Below are 19,346 nucleotides of genomic sequence, written 5' to 3'. Positions count from 1 at the left end.
TTTGATGGAAACAGCTCAGCTTACAAGTCTTAAATTCGGCCTCCGGTTCCGAACCGGCCGCGAACCAGTGGCCGGCCCTAGGCGAATATTCGATAGCCCATTAACATGGTTGAGCGTCTCCGCCACTTGTGCATCTAATTGAAAGGATCGACCAAGACATATATGCGCGACCTCCCCCTCAAAGCTTGGAACCGCGGCGATCAGCTCGCTCTTACCGCCGATTAACGGTGCCAATAGATTCTTCAACTCCTGAAGCCCATATAAATTGAGCACATCCAGTTCCATTCGGGTACGCGTAGTTTTTTCCAGACCATCCATAGACTGGGCCCGACGAATAGCGACCCGCGGACTTTCGTCGTCAGAACGTTGATCCAATTCGACGTTGAGCAGAGCGCAGCTCCCCTCTTTCGCCATTTCTGCCAGCAGATCACATTGTTCTTCTTCAAAGCAGCTACCCGAAAATTGTCCGCTGCTATCTGAAAGGTCTGCCAATACAAACCGCTTGCCGCGTTTACTCTCCCGCCATCGCACACCTTCGACCAAGGCAGCCATAACCGCTGGCTTTCGCTGCCCCTCGGCGATAGGTCCCTCCTCACACAATGCCGCATAGCTCATTGCCCCATGGGAAGATGTTATCGCCTGAAATTGGGTTACGGGATGTGAGGCGAAGTAAAAGCCAAAGGCATCCCGCTCCCGCACCATGATCTCACTAAGATTCCAGCTGCTATTTACGGGTAATCGGATCGCCTGCATATCGCCGGCTCCGCCTTCACCAAATAGTCCACCCTGCCCACTAATGCGGGCGTCAGCCGCGCTGTTAGCTACCGAAAGCAGCATGTCAGCTCCATCAAAAACGGCGGCCCGATTGGGCTCCAGCTCATCAAAACCACCCGCAGCGGCAAGGCTTTCAATTTGCCTTTTATTCATTCCTGACGGATCAACTCGGTTTGCAAAGTCATCCATTGACCGGAACGTCCCATTTTCAGCGCGCTCCGCCACAAGCGACTGCATCGCTTTCTCGCCCACATTTTTAAGCCCGGCTAAGGCATAACGAACAGTGAGCGAAGCACCTTGCTGCTGTTCAACGGAAAAATTGGGCCGACTTTTGTTAATCGATGGCGGTAATATAGTGTAACCAAGCCGCTTGATATCGTCGACAAAAATACTGAGTTTATCGCTCTGATGCATATCGAAACACATAGATGCTGCGTAAAATTCGTGCGGATAGTGAGCTTTTAGCCATGCTGTCTGATAAGCAAGTAAGGCGTAGGCCGCCGCGTGGCTTTTATTGAAACCATAGCCTGCAAATTTATCTATTAAGTCGAATAGTTCGTTCGCTTGCGGGCCATTTACTCCGTTTTTAGCAGCACCTTCAACAAAAATGCTGCGTTGAACATCCATCTCCGACTGAATTTTTTTGCCCATCGCGCGCCGCAACATATCCGCCTCGCCAAGCGAGTAGCCGGCGATGATCTGTGCTGCCTGCATCACCTGTTCCTGATAGACGATGATGCCGTATGTCTCTTTGAGAATATCTTCGAGCAAAGGGTGTGGATAGGCCAGCTCAGCCCGTCCATTTTTACGATCGCCAAATAGGGGAATATTGTCCATCGGACCAGGGCGATAGAGCGACACCAGCGCGATAATATCACCAAAATTCGTGGGTTTAACAGCGGCGAGAGTACGGCGCATCCCTTCCGATTCAAGTTGGAAGACCCCAACGGTATCGCCGCTCTGCAGCAATTCGAACACCTTGGGATCATCCCAAGAGAGCGCAGACAGGTCGACTTCAATGTCACGCTCTGCCAGAAATTCCACTGCCTTTTTCAAGACCGAAAGCGTCTTCAAACCCAAAAAGTCGAACTTCACCAAACCGGCTTGCTCGACAAATTTCATATCAAATTGTGTTACAGGCAAATCCGAGCGGGGATCGCGATACAGCGGAACCAACTGATCAAGCGGTCTATCCCCAATAACAACCCCGGCAGCATGGGTTGAGCTATGCCGCGGAAGTCCTTCTAATTTCATCGCAAGATCAAACAGCCGCTTTACATCAGCTTGCTTATATTCCTGCGCGAGCTCCGAAATCCCGTTAAGGGCCCGTTTTAAATCCCATGGATCAGTCGGATGATTGGGGATTAACTTGGTCAGCCGGTCAACTTGACCATATGGCATCTGCAAAACACGGCCAACATCTCGCAGCACCGCCCGCGCCTTTAGTTTACCGAAGGTAATAATCTGAGCGACCTGCCCTGTGCCATATTTATCCTGCACATAGCGGATAACTTCTCCACGGCGGGTTTCACAGAAATCGATATCAAAATCGGGCATGGACACCCGTTCTGGGTTCAGGAACCGTTCGAATAACAGACCCAATTTTATCGGATCGAGATCGGTAATCGTCAATGCCCATGCAACAACAGAACCGGCACCAGAACCACGACCCGGTCCAACAGGAATATCATGATCCTTGGCCCATTTTATAAAGTCGGCAACGATCAAGAAATATCCGGGGAACCCCATATTTACGATCACGTTTATCTCAAAATCAAGCCGATCAAAATATTCCTGACGCTCTTCTCCTTCTATTCCGCCAAGATGGGCAAGCCGCGCCTCCAACCCCGCAGTTGCGTCGCGGCGTAATTGCTCAACTTCTCCCGCTAAATCACCTGCCAAACTGGGCAAGATGGGAGCCCGCCGTGGGGGTGAATAGGCACAGCGTTTTGCGATTACCAAAGTGTTTTCCAACGCTTCGGGAAGGTCTGCGAACAAGTCCTCCATCACAAGAGCACTTTTTATCCATAGATGTGGGGAAGGCTTTTCGCGATCATCATTTTCCACATAAGCTGACTGCGCGATACATTTCATTGCGTCATGGGCTTCATGGAAACCGGGTTCGGCATAACAACTCGGATTAGTCGCTACTAAAGGAATATTCCGGTCCATCGCTAATGAAATTAAACCGGATTCTGCGGCCACTTCAACCGGATCATCACGGCGCGACAGCTCTATATATAGGCGATCCGGAAAATATTGCTGAAGCTGCGTTAGATAGGCTTGTGCCTCCGGCTGCTGCTCCTCTGCAATCAACCGAGCTACGGCACCCTCTCCTCCACCAGTCAATGCCAAAAGTCCGGTATTATGATGTTCCAACATCTCCAACGGGATATGTGCATCCTGATCCGCCGGGCGGTCCAGATGGGATGCCGAGACCAACCTACATAGGTTTTGATATCCGTCCTCATTCTGCGCATATAGCGCAATCCAGTCTAATGCAGGCTTGTCGCTCCCGCTGCTACCGGGACGGGCTACTCTTAAGAAACAACCCGTTATGGGTTGGACACCGTTAGCACGGCAACCGTCATCAAATGCCATCGAAGCAAACAGACCGATACGGTCGGTTAATGCTACCGCCGGGAAACCCCGCTCTTTGGCGACAGCACCAATTGCCTTCGGCTCCATCGCGCCGTCTAGGATGGTATAGGCTGAAAAAGAGCGCAGATGAACGAAGGGAATCTGTGACATTCTCAAGCTCTAGCGCGGTAACATTGTTTTGACTACGCACAGATGACGCTAGTGGAATCTATCGACCTGTTTTCCACAACTAGTTGAGCGTTTTGCTAAAGCAGCGCTTCAATCTCGCTCTTCAACTGTTGAGGCTTCACAGCCGGCCCATGCCGGGCCACAACATTGCCATCACGATCAATCAGAAATTTGGTGAAATTCCATTTAATTCGTGACCCTAACAGACCTGATTTTTCAGATTTTAGATGTTTCCACAATGGGTCAGCATCGTTGCCGTTAACGTCTATTTTGGCCATTAACGGAAAGCTTACGTCATAATTCAGCGTACAGAAATTTTTAATTTCTTCCGCATCCCCGGGTTCCTGATGTCCAAATTGGTTGCACGGAAAGGCAAGTATTTCCAAACCTTTATCAAAATATTCTTTATGGAGTTTCTCTAACCCTTCATATTGCGGAGTGAAGCCACATTTCGAAGCAGTATTTACGATAAGCAGTACCTTGCCCTTATATTTGGACAGGTCCGCTATCGAACCATCTGCTTGCTTAATTTCAAATTCTGCAATTTGCATAGATGCACCCCGTTCTTTGCAATTTTTTACCCCGATGAACTACATCAGATCGATATTCATCTACGAAAAGTCAAAGCCTATCTCGCTTCACTATGAAAACACTAACTTAATATTCCGTCATGTAGTCGAACAACGCGATCCATTTTCGCAGCCAAGCGCTCATTATGCGTGGCGATTAACGCAGCACTACCTTCTTCGCGAACCAAAGCCATAAGCTCAGCCAAAACTATATCGGCGGTTTTTTCATCCAGATTTCCTGTCGGCTCATCGGCCAGTACCAGCTTTGGCGCATTTGCCAGCGCTCGCGCAACAGCAACGCGTTGCTGCTCACCGCCCGACAATTTACTGGGCTTATGATCCAATCGCTCGCCCAGTCCAAGGTTACAAAGCAAAGAGGCTGCGCGCTGTTCAGCATCGGACTGCGATATCCCGGCTATTAGCTGCGGCATGACCACATTTTCCAGTGCGGAAAAATCAGGCAATAGATGGTGAAATTGGTAAACAAAACCCAATAATTCCCGTCGTATTCTCGTATGCCCGCTGGCTGACATATGAGCCGTTTCTTCGCCGTTCAACTTAATCGATCCCTCAAACCCGCCTTCGAGCAAGCCGACTGCTTGTAACAAGGTTGATTTACCAGATCCCGAAGGGCCGAGCAGTGCCACAATCTCATTTGATCGAATATCAAGATCGACACCCTGAAGAACGTCTATCTGCACATCGCCCTGTTTAAAACTCCGCTTCACATTGCGCAGTTCAACAACTTTATTTCTCAATTCATTCATAACGCAGCACCTGCACTGGATCCGTACTCGCCGCTTTATAGGCGGGATAAAGGGTCGCAAGAAAGCTGAACAGAAGCGCAAGCATGGCGATGCCAAATACCTCCATCGGGTCTGTTCTTGCGGGCAATTCAGTTAAAAAGCGTATCGACGGATCCCAAAGGTTTTGACCTGTAATAATCTGGACGAAGCCGATCACATTCTGTCTAAAATATATCGCTATCAAGCCAAGTATTATACCGGCTGCGATACCTAATGTCCCTATCGCTGTCCCGACAGTAACGAATATCCGCGTCAAAGAAGCCCGTGAGGCCCCCATCGTCCGCAAGATAGCAATATCGCGCGTTTTTGCCCGGACCAACATAATCAATGAAGATAAAATGTTGAAAACCGCCACCAATATAATGATGGATAAAATCACAAACATCACCACACGCTCAACCTGAAGAGTCTCAAACAGAGATGCGTTCATAGCCTTCCAGTCTGTAATCACGGCGCGGTCCGCCACCTTTGGGTAAAGCGGTGCCATGATTTCTGCGACATTATCAGCATCATTTGTCTTAACTTCAATCATACCAATTTGATCGCCCAATAGCATCAAGGTCTGGGCATCTTCCAAAGGCATGATGACAAAGGCCTTGTCATAATCATAAACACCCACTTCAAATATCGCGGCAACCTCATAAGATATTTCGCGCGGAACTGTACCAAAGGGTGTTGACCTACCTTGCGGATTGATAACCGTGATGCGGCTTCCCACTTGGGCGCCCAAAGCCGTAGCCAACCGGCTTCCAATACCCACACGCCCCTCACCTGGCACGAGACGACTTAAATCTCCCGCAATCGTCTTTCCATCCAATGTTTCATTGTTAAGAATATCGGGAACGAGCATCCCCCTGACTAAAATGGCTTCAACCCGCCCATTAAATGTGGTGAGAAGAGGCTGCTCAATTAAAGGAGAAGCCGAAACAACGCCTTCAGTATTTCTTGTATCCTCGAGCAAGTCACGCCAGTCAGGAAGGCGTCCACCATAGCCTTGAATAACGGCATGACCATTCAAGCCGACAATTTTATCGAACAATTCGGCGCGAAAGCCGTTCATCACGCTCATCACAACGATCAATGCGGCGACGCCCAACATCACAGCGACCAAACTGATACTTGCGACTAAGAAAATGAAACCTTCCCCCTTGCCCGGGAGAAGATAACGTTTTGCGATGATCCATTCATAACGGGATAGGAGCATAGGAGTTTGATCTTCCTGAAAAACTATTGTGGCTTTACGGTTGTGAGACGTCGCAGGCAAGAGTTGTGCTGGTTAAAATGCTGTTGCCATTATGACACAAGCCTGAACCAATATTTCAAATTTATGAAAATTTGCATGACAATAGAGGCCATTCCGATCAGAGATAGTGACAGAATCGATTGCCGTCTAAAGGTCATGGTTCAGGGATCCTATCTGGTTCCACCGGGTGTTGGGGGACAACCGGTGTTGAATAAGACAGGAAAACAGGGGGACGATATTATCGTCACCATTTTCGCCCGGGGTCAGAAATGGCTCCGGGCGTTTTTGTTTCCCGAACAATATCTCGCCGTTACGCCCTCTTGAAATCCCAAAATCCAATAATATCTTTATTAAGCGAAATGCCTTTTTTGGATCTCGCAAAACAAAACCGGACGCCATTTGGGTCCATAATTTTAATTGCTCTAAAGAGGATAAAAAGATGAACCGTTTTGATTTCACCCCCTATCGCCGCTCAACCGTTGGTTTTGATCGGCTTTTCGACTTGCTTGAGAATAATGCCCGCGCCCAGCAATCAGAAAACTACCCCCCCTTCAATATCGAACGCAGCGGTGAAGATCATTATCGGATTACGCTTGCTGTAGCCGGATTCAAAGATAATGAGATTGAAATCACCGCTCAGCAAAATTTGCTTTTAGTGGCTGGTAACAAGGGCAGTGATGAGAATGAAGGAAAGCAATTTCTACATATGGGGATTGCCAACCGCAATTTTGAACGCCGTTTCGAACTTGCCGATTTTGTTCGTGTTGACAATGCAATTTTGAGCGATGGGTTGCTATCCATCGATTTGGTGCGTGAAATCCCCGATGCAATGAAACCACAAAAAATTGAGATCAACGCTGGGGACAATGTCACCAAGATTGATCACAAACCTAAAAATTCCAAGGAAAAGGCTGCCTAGCCGCTAACCTCAAGCAAAATGAAGGGCAGCCGATTAGCCTTGGCTGCCTTTTTTTCTAAGTTCCGTTTATGATTCCCAAAAAAAATGGGGCAGCCAGATGAGGATCCGACTGCCCCTGACACCCGCGTGGTGTCACTCTTGACGAAATTAGCCCGGGTCGCAAATGGCCAACTTCGTTCAAGAATCCGCATTGGCAATGTTGGAAAGGACGGCGTGATTCAATATCCGTACCTTTCCGCTTTCAACCGAAACAATGTCATCTTCTGACCAGGTTGAAAGTTGCCGATTAATATGTTCACGCGACATCCCGGCAAAATTGCCAAGTTCGCTTTGACTCAAATCTAGTTTTAAACGCCCTTCTTCCGCGCCAACGACTGACAATCTCAACAAATAGCGAGCAAGTCGCGGCCCCGATGTGTAAGCGCGATCGCCCTCTATCATGGTGTTGGCTGTTCTAATACGGTTCGCCATCACCTTTAATAGCCGTAAAGCCATATTTTTGTGATTTTTCAAAATATCTTCGAAGGCTACGCGCGTTATCGTTAGTGCGGTGGTCGGTTCAATCGCCGTTACGCTCGCGGTTCTTTCACCGCCATCGAGCAAAGCAATTTCTCCCAAGACCTGTCCCGGCTCAGCATAATCCAAGACAATCTCATGGCCATTGCTAGCGACCATGCTGGTCCGTGCATTGCCTGATAATAATATCAGCAAAGAATTGCCCGGATCGCCCTGCATGATCAAATCATCCCCTTTTTCATATTGCACGAAATGCCCACGCAATATCAAATCTGCCAATTCCGCCTCGTCACAATCAGCGAATAAACTATGCTCTGCCAATATGCCTGCAAGTTCTTCGGCCTTCACTGTTCTGCTCCAACCCAGTTCGTTGCAATAAGTAAACGTCCTGATAACCAGTTCTCATTGCCTGACTGTGACAATAGTCACTTGGTGTAAAAAGGATTGGATAAATTAGACAAGTCGGCTTTGTTTTACCGCCGCCTCAATGAAAGAGGCAAAAAGTGGATGCGGGTCAAAGGGTTTGCTCTTCAATTCCGGGTGATATTGCACACCGACAAACCAACTATGGTCTGGGCGCTCAACAATCTCTGGAAGTTCACCATCTGGCGACATACCGGAGAATATCAGGCCCGTCTTCTCGAGCCGTTCAACATAGCCCTTGTTCACTTCATAGCGATGCCGGTGCCGTTCACTAATTACGTCCGAACCATAGATTTCACTCACTTTAGACCCTTGCCTCAAGTGCGCTTCATAAGCTCCAAGCCGCATGGTTCCACCAAGATCGCCACCCGATTCCCGCTTTTGGAGCCCTTCTTCGGTCATCCATTCGGTGATCAATCCAACTATAGGCTCATCCGTTTCACCAAATTCAGTCGTCGACGCGGTATCAATGCCCGCAAGATTGCGCGCAGCCTCGACACATGCCATTTGCATACCCAAACAAATACCGAAAAATGGTACATTATGTTCTCGTGCAAACCGTACAGAACCGATTTTCCCCTCGCTACCACGCTCACCAAAGCCGCCCGGGACAAGGATCGCGTGCAACGGTTCAAGTTTAGCGGCCAAATCACTGGCATCCTCGAACATTTCGGCATCAAGCCATCGCACTTGCACTTTTACCCGATTCGCCAATCCGCCATGGAACAGCGCCTCTTGAAGGGATTTATAGGCATCCTGCAGACCGACATATTTACCGACTACACCCACAATGACTTCACCTTCTGGATTCTCGATACGCTCCATTACATCGGTCCAGCGAGTTAGGTCCGGGTCCGGTGCATTAATTATCCCGAATGCGTTTAAAACTTCGCGATCCAGGCCTTCATTATGATATTGCAGCGGTACATTATAGATGCTGCTGGCATCCAGCGCTGGGATCACCGCTTCCTTCCGAACATTGCAGAATTGAGCAATTTTTGAGCGCTCACTATCTGGCAAAGGGTGCTCGCAGCGGCACAACAAGATATCCGGTTGGATTCCCAAAGACGTCAGCTCCCGTACGCTATGTTGCGTAGGCTTGGTCTTTAACTCTCCAGCGGCAGCTATATAGGGAACCAGCGTCACATGAACCGAAATCGCATTGGCGCGGCCCACTTTATTGCGCAGTTGCCGAATCGCTTCAATAAATGGCAGGCTTTCAATATCGCCAACCGTTCCGCCAATTTCGCAAAGCACGAAATCTATGCCGTCGAGCTTGTCTTGAGCAAACTCCTGAATCGCATCAGTAACATGAGGGATGACCTGCACTGTCGCACCAAGATAGTCACCTCGGCGTTCCTTGGTAATAATCGACTGATAGATTCGTCCGGATGTAACATTGTCCGATTGCAGCGACGGAACGCCGGTAAAGCGCTCATAATGTCCCAAGTCCAGATCGGTTTCTGCACCATCGTCAGTCACATAGACTTCACCATGTTGGTAAGGCGACATCGTGCCCGGATCAACGTTCAGATAAGGGTCCAACTTGCGGATTCGCACCGAATATCCACGTGCTTGAAGAAGCGCGCCGAGGCTCGCTGCCATGAGACCTTTGCCAAGTGAGGAGACCACACCGCCGGTAATAAAAATATATCGCGCCATGGGAGGAGAGGCTTAAGGCGTGTCCAGTGGAAATGGCAAGCACGCGAATCCGAAAAAACGATATTTATTTTTTTATGCGAAATATTTTTCGCATTCGCACAGTCACAACCGTCAATTGGAGAGACTATTGATCGAGCGGAACCGTTCCATCAACGGCTGGCGCTTGTTCCTTGGATGAACCCGCTTGAACGGCGGCGGCAGCCAAGGGATCGTCACCGGCTAAAGGCACACTATCTGCAGGTTGGGTCTGAGATATTGGAGCGCTGGTGTCACGCTCCAAGCTCTGATCGATAGTAGAAGGCTGACCTTCCGATGCCGCCAAAAAGGCTAAGGAAATGGACAAGGTCACAAATAAAGCCGCCAGCACCGTCGTTGTGCGGGTCAATAAATCTGCTGCGCCGCGCGCAGACATCATTCCGGATGGACTACCGCCCACTCCCAGTCCGCCACCTTCTGACCGCTGCATCAATATAACGCCAACTAAGGCAGCTGCGACAATCGCCTGAACAACGGTAAGAAATAAAAACATGCAAAAGGTCCGAACGTAATAGTTTAACTGAGAACAGCGCACATAGCGATTGGTCAGTACGAGTTCAAGCGATGAAACTGCATGTTATCGACGACTATAGCAAACCAAAAGCTAACGGATAGGAACAAGCCAGCTAAACACGAACCACATCACCCCGTCAGAACGCGGCCGCAGCCTCGATAATAGGTCCAAATTTTTCCGCCGTCAGACTTGCGCCTCCAACAAGACCGCCATCGACATTGGGAATAGAAAGCAATTCCGATGCATTTCCACCGTTCATTGAACCACCATAAAGTATACGCACGCCCCCTGCACGTTCGCCCATCAGATTTCTTAGTGCGTTACGGATAGCAGCATGCATTTCTTCTACATCAGCGGCTTTTGGCACGCGCCCAGTTCCGATCGCCCAAACTGGCTCATAAGCGACAGTCAACCAATCCACATTAGCGCCATCAGGAAAAGAGCCCTCCAACTGGCCGCAAACAACTTCAACAGCCTTTCCTGCATCACGCTCTTCTTCGCTTTCGCCAACGCAAATAATAACCCCAAGACCAGCATTATGCGCCGCCTCGGCCTTCGATTTTACTTCGGCGTCCGTTTCATGCTGGTCAGCGCGCCGTTCGCTATGGCCCAATATGGCCATGGAAGCGCCCGCCTCACGGATCATATCGGCAGAAAGGCAGCCCGTATGCGCTCCACTTTTCGCGAAATGGCAATCCTGAGCGCCGATCGCAAACCCGGGAAAATTGGTAACAGCTTGCGCAATAAGCGTCACAGGTGGACAGATAGCGACATCAACAGCTTGATACTCGTCAGCAACCTTCGCTATTTCAGCGATATTGGTTAGCTGGTCGCGCAGACCGTTCATTTTCCAATTGCCGACGATATATTTCCTGCTCACCATATTCATTTTGCCCCTTGCTTATTTCCCAGTTGGAATCATACCCGCGCTAACAAATAACTTCACGTCTGCCAAACATGTTTAGTTTAAACAGGTTTGCCCAGAATAGCTTTTGGCCGACTCTGCCCCTTTTGCTTGAACGAAAAACGCAAGCCGCCTAAAGCATCAGAAAATATATTTACCCTAACAGAATTGCAGCATTTTCATGATCACATTTTTTCGCAATATCTTCTCATCGAAAATCGGTTTGTTCCTGACCTTGGGATTTGTCGGCCTGATCGCGATTGCCTTTGCGTCTGCCGATGTCACTGGTTCAGGTGCCTTTGGAGGGGTTACGGGCTCTGGCACTGCAGCGAAGGTCGGTAGCTCCAAATTGACAACGTCTGAACTTAGTCAGTCGGTCAACAACGCCTTTCGTGCGGAACAGCGTGAAAATACTGGGCTCGATCTGAAGACCTATGTTGAAGGCGGCGGTTTTGACAGCATTTTGGAACGCTTAATCAACAGCTTCGCTATTGCCGCCTTCGGTGACAAATATGGTATGACCGCTGGCAAGCGTCTGGTCGATGGCGAAATTGCAGGCATATCGTCATTCCAAGGTGCCGATGGCCAATTTAGCGAAGAAAACTTCCGCCGCGCTCTGCAACAGCAAGGGATTAAAGAACAACAACTGCGTGATGATTTCACCCGTAATTTGCTGGCGGATCAGCTTCTGTCTGTCGCCGGATTCGGCGCTTTTGCACCACAAAAACTAGTGACCCCTTATGCATCGCTACTCTTGGAAGCGCGACAGGGCAACATAGCGATTATCCCATCCGCAGCATTTATAAAAAACATCAAGCCTGCGGACGCCGCTTTGGCTGCTTTCTATAGTAAGAATGGATCACGCTATACTATTCCTGAACGCCGGTCAGTCAGCTATGCTTTATTTTCCAAAGACAGGTTTAACGAAAAGGTAAAACCGACTGAGAAAGAAGTTCAGGGTAAATATAATCTTGATAAAGCCAAATATGCCGCGAGTGAGGCGCGCAATATCAATCAGGTCATCTTGCCGACCGAAGCGGCTGCAAAAGCGCTTGCTAATAAAATTAACGGTGGGATGAGCATTGGCGCCGCAGCGAAATCGGTTGGCCTTTCCGTATCGGAAGTAGGAGCTGTCAACAAAAGCGCACTAGCAGAATCGGCATCGCAGTCTGTTGCCAACGCTGTCTTTGCAACACCTTCGGGCGGCGTATCAACTCCGGCACAAAGTGCACTGGGTTGGCATATAGCCAAGATTAACGACGTTCGCAAAGTTCCGGCTCAAAGCCTGGAGCAAGTTCGTGCGCAAATTGTGGCCGAACTTAGCCGCGCTAAAATAGACGATGTGTTAGCCGAGTTAACCGTCAAAATGGAGGATGAATTTGCCGCTGGCTCTTCACTGGCAGATGTCGCTAAAGCGGAAGCATTGAAGATTGAATCAACTCCGATGCTGCTTGCCAATGGACAAAATCCGCAAGATCCCAATTATCGTCCGATACCAGAAATGCAACGCATACTGGCTGTTGCTTTCTCGTTAGAGGAAGATTCCGATCCGCAAGTCGTGGAGATTATTCCCGGCCAGCAATATGCGATTATGTCTGTCGTCGAAATCGCTCCTGCGGCCCCGCCTCCTCTCAAATCGATCCAACAAATCGTGACACGCGACTATATATTGAATGAAGGTTCCAAAAAGGCCAAAATTTTCGCCGATCAAATAGCCAAGCAGGTAAGCGGCGGCATGTCCATTTCTAAGGCGGTTGCCGATGCGAAAGTGAAGCTACCCAAAATAGAAACCATCAAAAGCACTCGCGCTGATCTCGCTAGACAGAGCCAGCAAGGACAGGTTCCACCTCCGCTCACCTTGATGTTCAGCATGGCAGAGGGCACCGCCAAAACATTGAAGGCTCCGCAAAATCAAGGTTGGTTTGTCGTCAATCTCAGCAAGATTGATCGCGGTGATGCATCAAAACGCGAAGATTTGCTCAAGGCAACGGGTGCACAGTTTAAACAGGTCTTTGGTAATGAATATACAGAGCAGTTTATCAACGCGATGAAAGTTGATGTCGGCGTAGAGAAAAATGATAAAGCGCTGACCACATTAAGAAACCAATTGAGCGGTCGTAACTAAATGGCTGGTTTAAGGGCTGTTCCAGACTGATGGCACGTAACTTCGGCATAGAGGCTGCGCAAGAAGCGTTGCGGTCAGGTAAGCCTGCGCTAATTTGGCGCAAGCAAGTAGCGGATATCGAAACACCGGTATCGGCGGCGCTAAAACTGATGGAAGCCGAGCGTGGTGATTTTCTGCTGGAATCAGTGGAAGGCGGCGAAACTCGAGGGCGGCATAGCCTGATCGGCCTCGCTCCGGACTTTGTCTTTCGCGCCAATGGTCAGCAGGCAGAGATCAACCCGAATTGGTTGAGCGATCGCGAAGCCTTCGAGGCCGAGCAAGACAGCAGCCTTGATGCCTTGCGCAAATTGGTCAAACGGTGCCAGATGGACGTACCGGAAGGCCTGCCCCGGGCGCTTGCCTGCCTCGTCGGTTATTTTGGCTATGAAACAATTGGCTTGGTAGAAAAACTGCCGCGAGCGCCGCAGTCCGAACTAGATTTGCCAGACATGCTATTTGTCCGGCCCACCGTTGTCGTCATTTTTGACCGATTGGCAGATGAGATGTTTCTTGTCGCTCCAGTCTGGCCGGAAACTGCTGGTGATGCCGAGAGCAAGATAGCTCGCGCCGAAGAACGGTTGGATGAAGTAGAGCGGCAGATTGCAGCACCGGTTCCGGCATTGACCTCCCAAACCCACGATCTCAATCCGGATGATCTTGCCTTTGAAGCGAAGCTGACGCCCGAGCAATATAAGGATATGGTGCTGAGTGCCAAAGATTATATTGAGGCGGGTGACATTTTTCAGGTCGTTTTGGCCCAGCGTTTCACCGCGCCCTTTACCTTACCTCCGGTGGAGCTTTATCGCTCATTGCGCCGGATAAACCCTTCTCCTTTTCTGTTTTTCCTCGATCTCCCCGGTTTTGCCCTAATCGGTTCGAGCCCGGAGATTTTGGTGCGGGCCCGCGACGGTGAAGTCACGATCAGGCCCATAGCTGGAACCCGTCCGCGCGGTGCCAATGCTGCCGAAGACAAAGCCAATCGTGAAAGTCTTCTCGCCGACCCCAAGGAACGTGCGGAACATTTGATGCTGCTGGACCTTGGCCGCAACGATGTAGGCCGGGTGAGCGCTGCAAATAGTGTCGAGGTCACAGACAGTTATACGGTCGAATTTTACAGCCACGTCATGCATATCGTCTCCAACGTGGTGGGAGAATTGGCACCGGATAAAGATGCGCTCGACGCACTGTTCGCAGGATTCCCAGCTGGCACAGTAAGCGGCGCACCAAAAGTCCGCGCCTGTCAGATCATCGCGGAACTAGAGCCAGAAACCCGCGGCGCCTATGCTGGCGGTGTCGGCTATTTCTCCCCCGATGGCAGCATGGACAGTTGCATCGTCCTTCGCACCGGTATCGTCAAAGACGGCATTCTCCATGTTCAAGCCGGTGCCGGCATCGTAGCGGACAGTGAACCCGCCTATGAACTGCGCGAATGTGAAGCGAAATCAGGCGCCTTGTTAGCGGCGGCGAAAGAAGCAATGCGCCGTGCACAGGACGCAGGCTTTGGGCAATAAACTCCGTCAGCGGCTCCATTCCAGTAGAAGCAAACCCTATTCCAACATTTTTGGCGCTTCTTTCTGAAGCTTTTGCTTAATTTTATTGGCAAACATCGCTAGCAACGGCGGCAAATCGAACATCGCGTAAACCTCCTCTTCGCGGACCTGCATTTTGCCGCCAATATGCTGGCCCATGACTTCCAATGTGCAGTGCATCGTGTCGTCTTCCCAATGATGGTCGGTCATAGTCGCGCCGGGAACGGTTTCACTCAGCATATGGACCCCTTTGCCAATGCGATCTCGGGCTTCTGTCAGTCCTAGTTTATGCGGAATGGTTACGGTTACCGGTTCAGCCATGATGTAATTTCCCCTTGCCACCCCAATATCACTCGGATTGTCTCCGTCAAACGATCTGCATCATTCACAGCGGAAAAACTTGGCCTGCGGCGTTTTTATCATTAGGCAGCATTTCATGATCTTGGTTATCGATAATTATGACAGCTTTACCTTTAATCTGGTCCATTATTTGATGGAACTGGGCGCGGAGGTCCGGGTAGAACGCAATGACGCGATGAGCGCCAGTGAGGCTTTGGCAACCGGCGCTGATGCATTTTTGATATCGCCGGGTCCCTGTACACCAAATGAAGCCGGAATTTCACTTGATCTCGTGGCCGCCTGCGCCGACGCGCATAAACCGCTACTGGGTGTCTGTCTGGGACATCAGAGCATTGGCCAGCATTTCGGGGGGAAAGTCGTGCGCGGCGGATTAATGCACGGAAAAACATCACCGGTCACACATGATAATAGCGGCGTTTTTGCGAATATCCCATCGCCATATACCGCGACCCGCTATCATTCGTTGATTGTCGAGGATATTCCCGATTGCCTTCTGGTAAACGCCACAGCTGAAGACGGGTCTGTTATGGGTTTTCGACACGAAAGCTTACCTATCCATGGTGTGCAATTCCATCCCGAAAGCATTGCCACGGAATATGGCCATGATTTGCTCGCCAATTTCATGCGTCTGGCCGGCTTGGCACCGAAGCGAATCACATGACCACTTTACCCAATCCTGTTTCCCCTTTGTCAGAAGCCGACGCACGCAATGCTTTCGCAACGATACTCGACGGGAAAGCGGATAGCGCCGATATCACGAGCTTCCTAATAGCACTAACCGATCGCGGTGAGACGGCGACCGAGATTGCCGCAGCAGCACATGAGATGCGGGCGAGGATGATTTCCGTCCAAGCCCCCGCCAATGCAATTGATGTGTGCGGGACTGGCGGTGACGGCAGCCATAGCCTGAATATCTCAACCGCGACGGCCTTGGTCGTTGCCGCCTGCGACGTTCCGATGGCAAAACACGGCAACCGCGCCGCATCCAGCAAATCAGGGGCGGCAGATACGCTGGAGGCTCTGGGACTGGACCTCACCAAGGCCGCGACTGGCGGTGAGCAATCCCTACGCGACGTAGGTATCGCCTTTTTCTTTGCGCCCAATCATCATCCCGCGCTCGGCCCGCTAGCGCCCATTCGCAAGGCCATTGGTCGGCGCACGATCTTTAACTTGCTTGGCCCGCTATGTAATCCGGCGCGTGTGAAACGTCAGCTCATTGGCGTGGCTTCTCCTGATCTAGTGGAAACCTATGCCGAAGCTGCCGCGCAGCTTGGTTATGAAAAGGTCATGATCGTTTCCGGCGAAGAAGGATTGGATGAGCTCAGCATTTCCGGACCATCGAAAATAGCCGTCGTCGAAGGGCGCTCCATTACTCACAGCAGGATTATACCTGAAGACCTTGGCCTGCCGCGCAATCCTGCTGACGCCATCAAAGGCGGTGATGCCGAACATAATGCCGCTGCCCTGCGGGCACTGTTGCAGGGTGAGCCATCGGCTTATCGTGATGCTGTATTGCTCAATAGTGCGGCCGCATTAATGGTTGCAGGCGAAGCAGATAGCTGGGAAGCAGGCGCCGAAGAAGCCGCTGAAGCTCTGGACAAGGGTCTAGCCAATGCACTGCTCAATTGCTGGATTGCTAATCAATGAGGCGCGGTCGATGAACAAACTTACCGAAATTTGCGAAGCGAAACGCGAACACGTACAGAAGCGGAAATCGCAGATTTCAACGTCCGATATGCATGATCAGGTCAGGCATCAAGCCCCGCCACGCGGCTTTATCAAGGCGATAGAGCAAAAATCGGCAACCGGATTTGCTCTTATAGCGGAGATCAAGAAAGCCAGCCCGTCCAAAGGCTTGATCCGGGAGGATTTTGATCCGCCCGTCCACGCCCGCGCCTATGAGGCCGGAGGCGCAGCCTGTCTTTCAATTCTCACCGATATGCCCTATTTCCAAGGTGCAGATGAATATCTTGTCGCGGCTCAAGCGGCGAGCAAGCTGCCCTGCCTGCGCAAAGACTTCATGATCGATCCCTGGCAAGTCGAAGAATCCCGAGCCCTTGGCGCCGATGCAATCTTAATTATCATGGCGGTATTGGATGATGCCGCCGCTAACGAGATTGAGGCCGCCGCATTGGAATTGGGCATGGACGCGCTGATAGAGGTGCATGATGAAGCGGAACTGGAACGGGCGTTAAAATTAAAATCCCGGCTTTTGGGTATTAATAACCGTAATCTCAAGACCTTCGAAACCAGCCTTGAGCAAACCGAACATTTATCAATGCTGGTTCCCGAAGACCGGATTATGGTATCGGAAAGCGGGATTTTCTCGCATGAAGATTGCCAGAGATTGTCACAATCCGGCGCACGCGCATTTTTGGTCGGAGAATCGCTCATGCGGCAGGATGATGTCGAAGCGGCGACTCGTTTGCTTCTAACCGGCAGCCAGGAACTGCAATGAGCAAACTCACGCATATCGATGGCGACGGCGCAGCTCATATGGTCGATATTTCAGCCAAGGATAAGACTATACGTGAAGCGCGCGCCGAAGGTGTGATCAGCATGAAGCTGGAGGTTCTGGAAGCCATTAGAGCCAATGCAATGAAAAAGGGCGATGTGCTGGCTACTGCACGCATCGCCGGGATCATGGCGGCAAAGAAAACCAGCGATCTTATCCCGCTTTGTCATCCACTGGCACTCAGCAAAGTGGCCGTGGATTTTATATTTCTGGATAACGGTATCAAGGTTCAGGCGATGGCACGCCTTACCGGAAAAACTGGCGTTGAAATGGAGGCTTTAACAGCAGCTTCAGTCGCACTTTTAACAGTCTATGACATGTCAAAAGCCATGCAGAAAGACATGGTAATTAGCGACATTCGTCTATTATCGAAATCGGGCGGAAAATCAGGAGACTGGACCGCCGAATGAAGCCATTGCTGCCCTTGGAAGACGCACAAAAGCGGTTAATTGCCATGGCGCGGCCCTTGCCCGCAGAAACGGTTCCGGTCGAAGAGGCGTTAGGCCGCTATCTTGCGGAAGACGTTACTGCCAAGCGTAACCAGCCTGCCGCCGATATGTCCGCGATGGATGGCTATGCGATCCGCTTTGAAGATCGCGATGGACCATGGCAATTGGTTGGCGAATGCAAGGCGGGAAGCCCGCCCTGCCCGCCGATAACGGCGGGACAAGCGGCCCGTATTTTTACCGGTGCTTTGATGCCAGACGGTGCCGACACAGTTGTCATGCAGGAAAATGTCGAACGAGACGGCGATATGATCCACCTGACCAGCGATCCGTCACCCGCCCGAGGCCATCATGTTCGCCATCAAGGCGGTGATTTCAAGGCAGGCGACATTGCGCTGGAGTCAGGAACATATCTGAAACCAGCAGCCTTGGGTCATGCGGTGATTGCCGGGCTGGGTAGCATCAGCGTGGGGCAATGTCCCAAAGTAGCGATCCTCTCGACCGGGGATGAATTGATCAAACCCGGCTCGGATACAAAGCCGCATCAGATTCCGGCCAGCAATGACGTCATGATAGCAGCTATGCTGGCGGGTCTACCCGCCCAGTCCCGTTCTATCAGCCGCATCAAGGACGATATGGAAAGCCTGTGTGAAGCGCTGGAAAGCGCCAAAGACTGCGATATCATCGTTACCATCGGGGGGGCGTCCGTGGGCGATCATGATTTGGTAGCACCAGCTTTCCAACGGCTTGGCGGCGAAACGGATTTCTGGAAAATCGCGATGAAGCCGGGCAAGCCGCTCATGGCTGGCAAGCTAGGTAACAGCCTCGTTCTCGCCCTGCCCGGCAATCCGGGGTCCGCTTTTGTTACAGCCACATTATTCCTATTGCCGATAGTCCGTTACTTGGCGGGCGCAAAGAAGCATATGCCCGTCATCCACATAGCAAATACAAGCACCCCGCTACCCGCAACGACCCAGCGCGCTGAATTCCTGAGAGCACAGGTCGATGGTCAGGGCATCACCGCCTTTGATAACCAAGACAGCGCAAAGCTCTCAGTACTGGCTGCGGCCAACGCGCTGCTCATTCGTCCAGCCCATAGTCCCGAACAACCAATTGGTGCAGCGGTTTCTTATATCGCCGTTTGATAATAAATACTTGACTTGGCATGGTTTGTTTCATAATTGTTCCTTATTCGTT

Annotated in this window: 18 protein-coding genes; 9 read left to right on the top strand and 9 right to left on the bottom strand. The window is 50.7% G+C overall.

The genetic code is table 11. The annotated features are described in order from the left end of the window. Window positions 1-15: 15 nt before the first annotated feature. From dnaE to V7676_RS03465, 4 genes are all read right to left on the bottom strand, one after another. The gene (gene dnaE, locus V7676_RS03480) at window positions 16-3,525 is read right to left on the bottom strand and encodes a DNA polymerase III subunit alpha (RefSeq protein ID WP_335658260.1); all 3,510 of its coding nucleotides are present in this window, start codon (window positions 3,523-3,525) and stop codon (window positions 16-18) included. Window positions 3,526-3,620: 95 nt separating this feature from the next. After that, complete coding sequence (locus V7676_RS03475) at window positions 3,621-4,094, bottom strand: glutathione peroxidase (RefSeq protein ID WP_335658259.1); 474 nt, start codon at window positions 4,092-4,094, stop codon at window positions 3,621-3,623. Between the two features lie 101 nt (window positions 4,095-4,195). After that, window positions 4,196-4,879 carry an ABC transporter ATP-binding protein gene (locus V7676_RS03470; protein WP_335658258.1) on the bottom strand — a complete coding sequence of 228 codons (684 nt, stop codon included), beginning with the start codon at window positions 4,877-4,879 and terminating at the stop codon, window positions 4,196-4,198. Continuing rightward, window positions 4,872-6,122 carry a lipoprotein-releasing ABC transporter permease subunit gene (locus V7676_RS03465; protein WP_335658257.1) on the bottom strand — a complete coding sequence of 417 codons (1,251 nt, stop codon included), beginning with the start codon at window positions 6,120-6,122 and terminating at the stop codon, window positions 4,872-4,874. The genes V7676_RS03470 and V7676_RS03465 overlap by 8 nt, the downstream gene beginning before the upstream one ends. 135 nt (window positions 6,123-6,257) lie before the next feature. Here V7676_RS03465 and V7676_RS03460 point away from each other — a divergent pair, with 135 nt between their 5' ends. Both V7676_RS03460 and V7676_RS03455 read left to right on the top strand, forming a co-directional pair. After that, entirely contained in the window at window positions 6,258-6,485 is a 228-nt protein-coding gene (locus tag V7676_RS03460) for a hypothetical protein (protein ID WP_335658256.1), read from the top strand. Between the two features lie 115 nt (window positions 6,486-6,600). After that, on the top strand, window positions 6,601-7,080 hold the full coding sequence (locus V7676_RS03455) for an Hsp20 family protein (protein WP_335658255.1): 480 nt from the start codon (window positions 6,601-6,603) through the stop codon (window positions 7,078-7,080). Window positions 7,081-7,257: 177 nt separating this feature from the next. On the opposite strand, the gene V7676_RS03450 is transcribed toward V7676_RS03455, so the two are convergent. The 4 genes from V7676_RS03450 to tpiA form a co-directional block, all read right to left on the bottom strand. Continuing rightward, window positions 7,258-7,944, bottom strand: a complete 687-nt coding sequence (locus tag V7676_RS03450; protein ID WP_335658254.1) for a Crp/Fnr family transcriptional regulator — start codon at window positions 7,942-7,944, stop codon at window positions 7,258-7,260. A gap of 105 nt (window positions 7,945-8,049) precedes the next feature. Then, window positions 8,050-9,681 carry a CTP synthase gene (locus tag V7676_RS03445; RefSeq protein WP_335658253.1) on the bottom strand — a complete coding sequence of 544 codons (1,632 nt, stop codon included), beginning with the start codon at window positions 9,679-9,681 and terminating at the stop codon, window positions 8,050-8,052. Window positions 9,682-9,805: 124 nt separating this feature from the next. Further along, a complete protein-coding gene (gene secG / locus V7676_RS03440) occupies window positions 9,806-10,210 on the bottom strand; it encodes a preprotein translocase subunit SecG (protein ID WP_335658252.1) in 405 nt (134 codons plus the stop codon). 157 nt (window positions 10,211-10,367) lie between these two features. Continuing rightward, window positions 10,368-11,114, bottom strand: coding sequence for a triose-phosphate isomerase (gene tpiA, locus V7676_RS03435; protein WP_335658897.1), 747 nt, complete (start codon window positions 11,112-11,114; stop codon window positions 10,368-10,370). Window positions 11,115-11,316: 202 nt separating this feature from the next. Here tpiA and V7676_RS03430 point away from each other — a divergent pair, with 202 nt between their 5' ends. Next, window positions 11,317-13,260 carry a peptidylprolyl isomerase gene (locus V7676_RS03430; RefSeq protein WP_335658251.1) on the top strand — a complete coding sequence of 648 codons (1,944 nt, stop codon included), beginning with the start codon at window positions 11,317-11,319 and terminating at the stop codon, window positions 13,258-13,260. 29 nt (window positions 13,261-13,289) lie between these two features. After that, complete coding sequence (gene trpE / locus V7676_RS03425) at window positions 13,290-14,810, top strand: anthranilate synthase component I (RefSeq protein ID WP_335658250.1); 1,521 nt, start codon at window positions 13,290-13,292, stop codon at window positions 14,808-14,810. A gap of 36 nt (window positions 14,811-14,846) precedes the next feature. Here trpE and V7676_RS03420 read toward each other — a convergent pair whose 3' ends face one another. Continuing rightward, window positions 14,847-15,149: a polyhydroxyalkanoic acid system family protein gene (locus tag V7676_RS03420; RefSeq protein ID WP_335658249.1), complete on the bottom strand. Its 303-nt coding sequence runs from the start codon at window positions 15,147-15,149 to the stop codon at window positions 14,847-14,849. Window positions 15,150-15,264: 115 nt separating this feature from the next. Between V7676_RS03420 and V7676_RS03415 the strand changes: the two genes are divergently transcribed. Genes V7676_RS03415 through V7676_RS03395 form a run of 5 tightly spaced genes read left to right on the top strand, consistent with a single transcriptional unit; the run spans window position 15,265 to window position 19,294 of the window. After that, window positions 15,265-15,849, top strand: coding sequence for an anthranilate synthase component II (locus V7676_RS03415; RefSeq protein ID WP_335658248.1), 585 nt, complete (start codon window positions 15,265-15,267; stop codon window positions 15,847-15,849). Next, complete coding sequence (trpD, locus tag V7676_RS03410; RefSeq protein WP_335658247.1) at window positions 15,846-16,835, top strand: anthranilate phosphoribosyltransferase; 990 nt, start codon at window positions 15,846-15,848, stop codon at window positions 16,833-16,835. The genes V7676_RS03415 and trpD overlap by 4 nt, the downstream gene beginning before the upstream one ends. Window positions 16,836-16,845: 10 nt before the next feature. Further along, the gene (trpC, locus tag V7676_RS03405; protein ID WP_335658246.1) at window positions 16,846-17,646 is read left to right on the top strand and encodes an indole-3-glycerol phosphate synthase TrpC; all 801 of its coding nucleotides are present in this window, start codon (window positions 16,846-16,848) and stop codon (window positions 17,644-17,646) included. Continuing rightward, complete coding sequence (gene moaC, locus V7676_RS03400) at window positions 17,643-18,113, top strand: cyclic pyranopterin monophosphate synthase MoaC (RefSeq protein ID WP_335658245.1); 471 nt, start codon at window positions 17,643-17,645, stop codon at window positions 18,111-18,113. The genes trpC and moaC overlap by 4 nt, the downstream gene beginning before the upstream one ends. Then, window positions 18,110-19,294 carry a molybdopterin molybdotransferase MoeA gene (locus tag V7676_RS03395; RefSeq protein WP_335658244.1) on the top strand — a complete coding sequence of 395 codons (1,185 nt, stop codon included), beginning with the start codon at window positions 18,110-18,112 and terminating at the stop codon, window positions 19,292-19,294. The genes moaC and V7676_RS03395 overlap by 4 nt, the downstream gene beginning before the upstream one ends. The last annotated feature ends 52 nt before the right edge of the window (window positions 19,295-19,346 follow it).

This window comes from Parasphingorhabdus sp. (assembly GCF_036963805.1).
Taxonomy (GTDB): domain Bacteria; phylum Pseudomonadota; class Alphaproteobacteria; order Sphingomonadales; family Sphingomonadaceae; genus Parasphingorhabdus.
The sequence above is the reverse complement of the archived record's forward strand: the minus strand, read 5'-3'. Positions and strand labels throughout refer to the sequence as shown.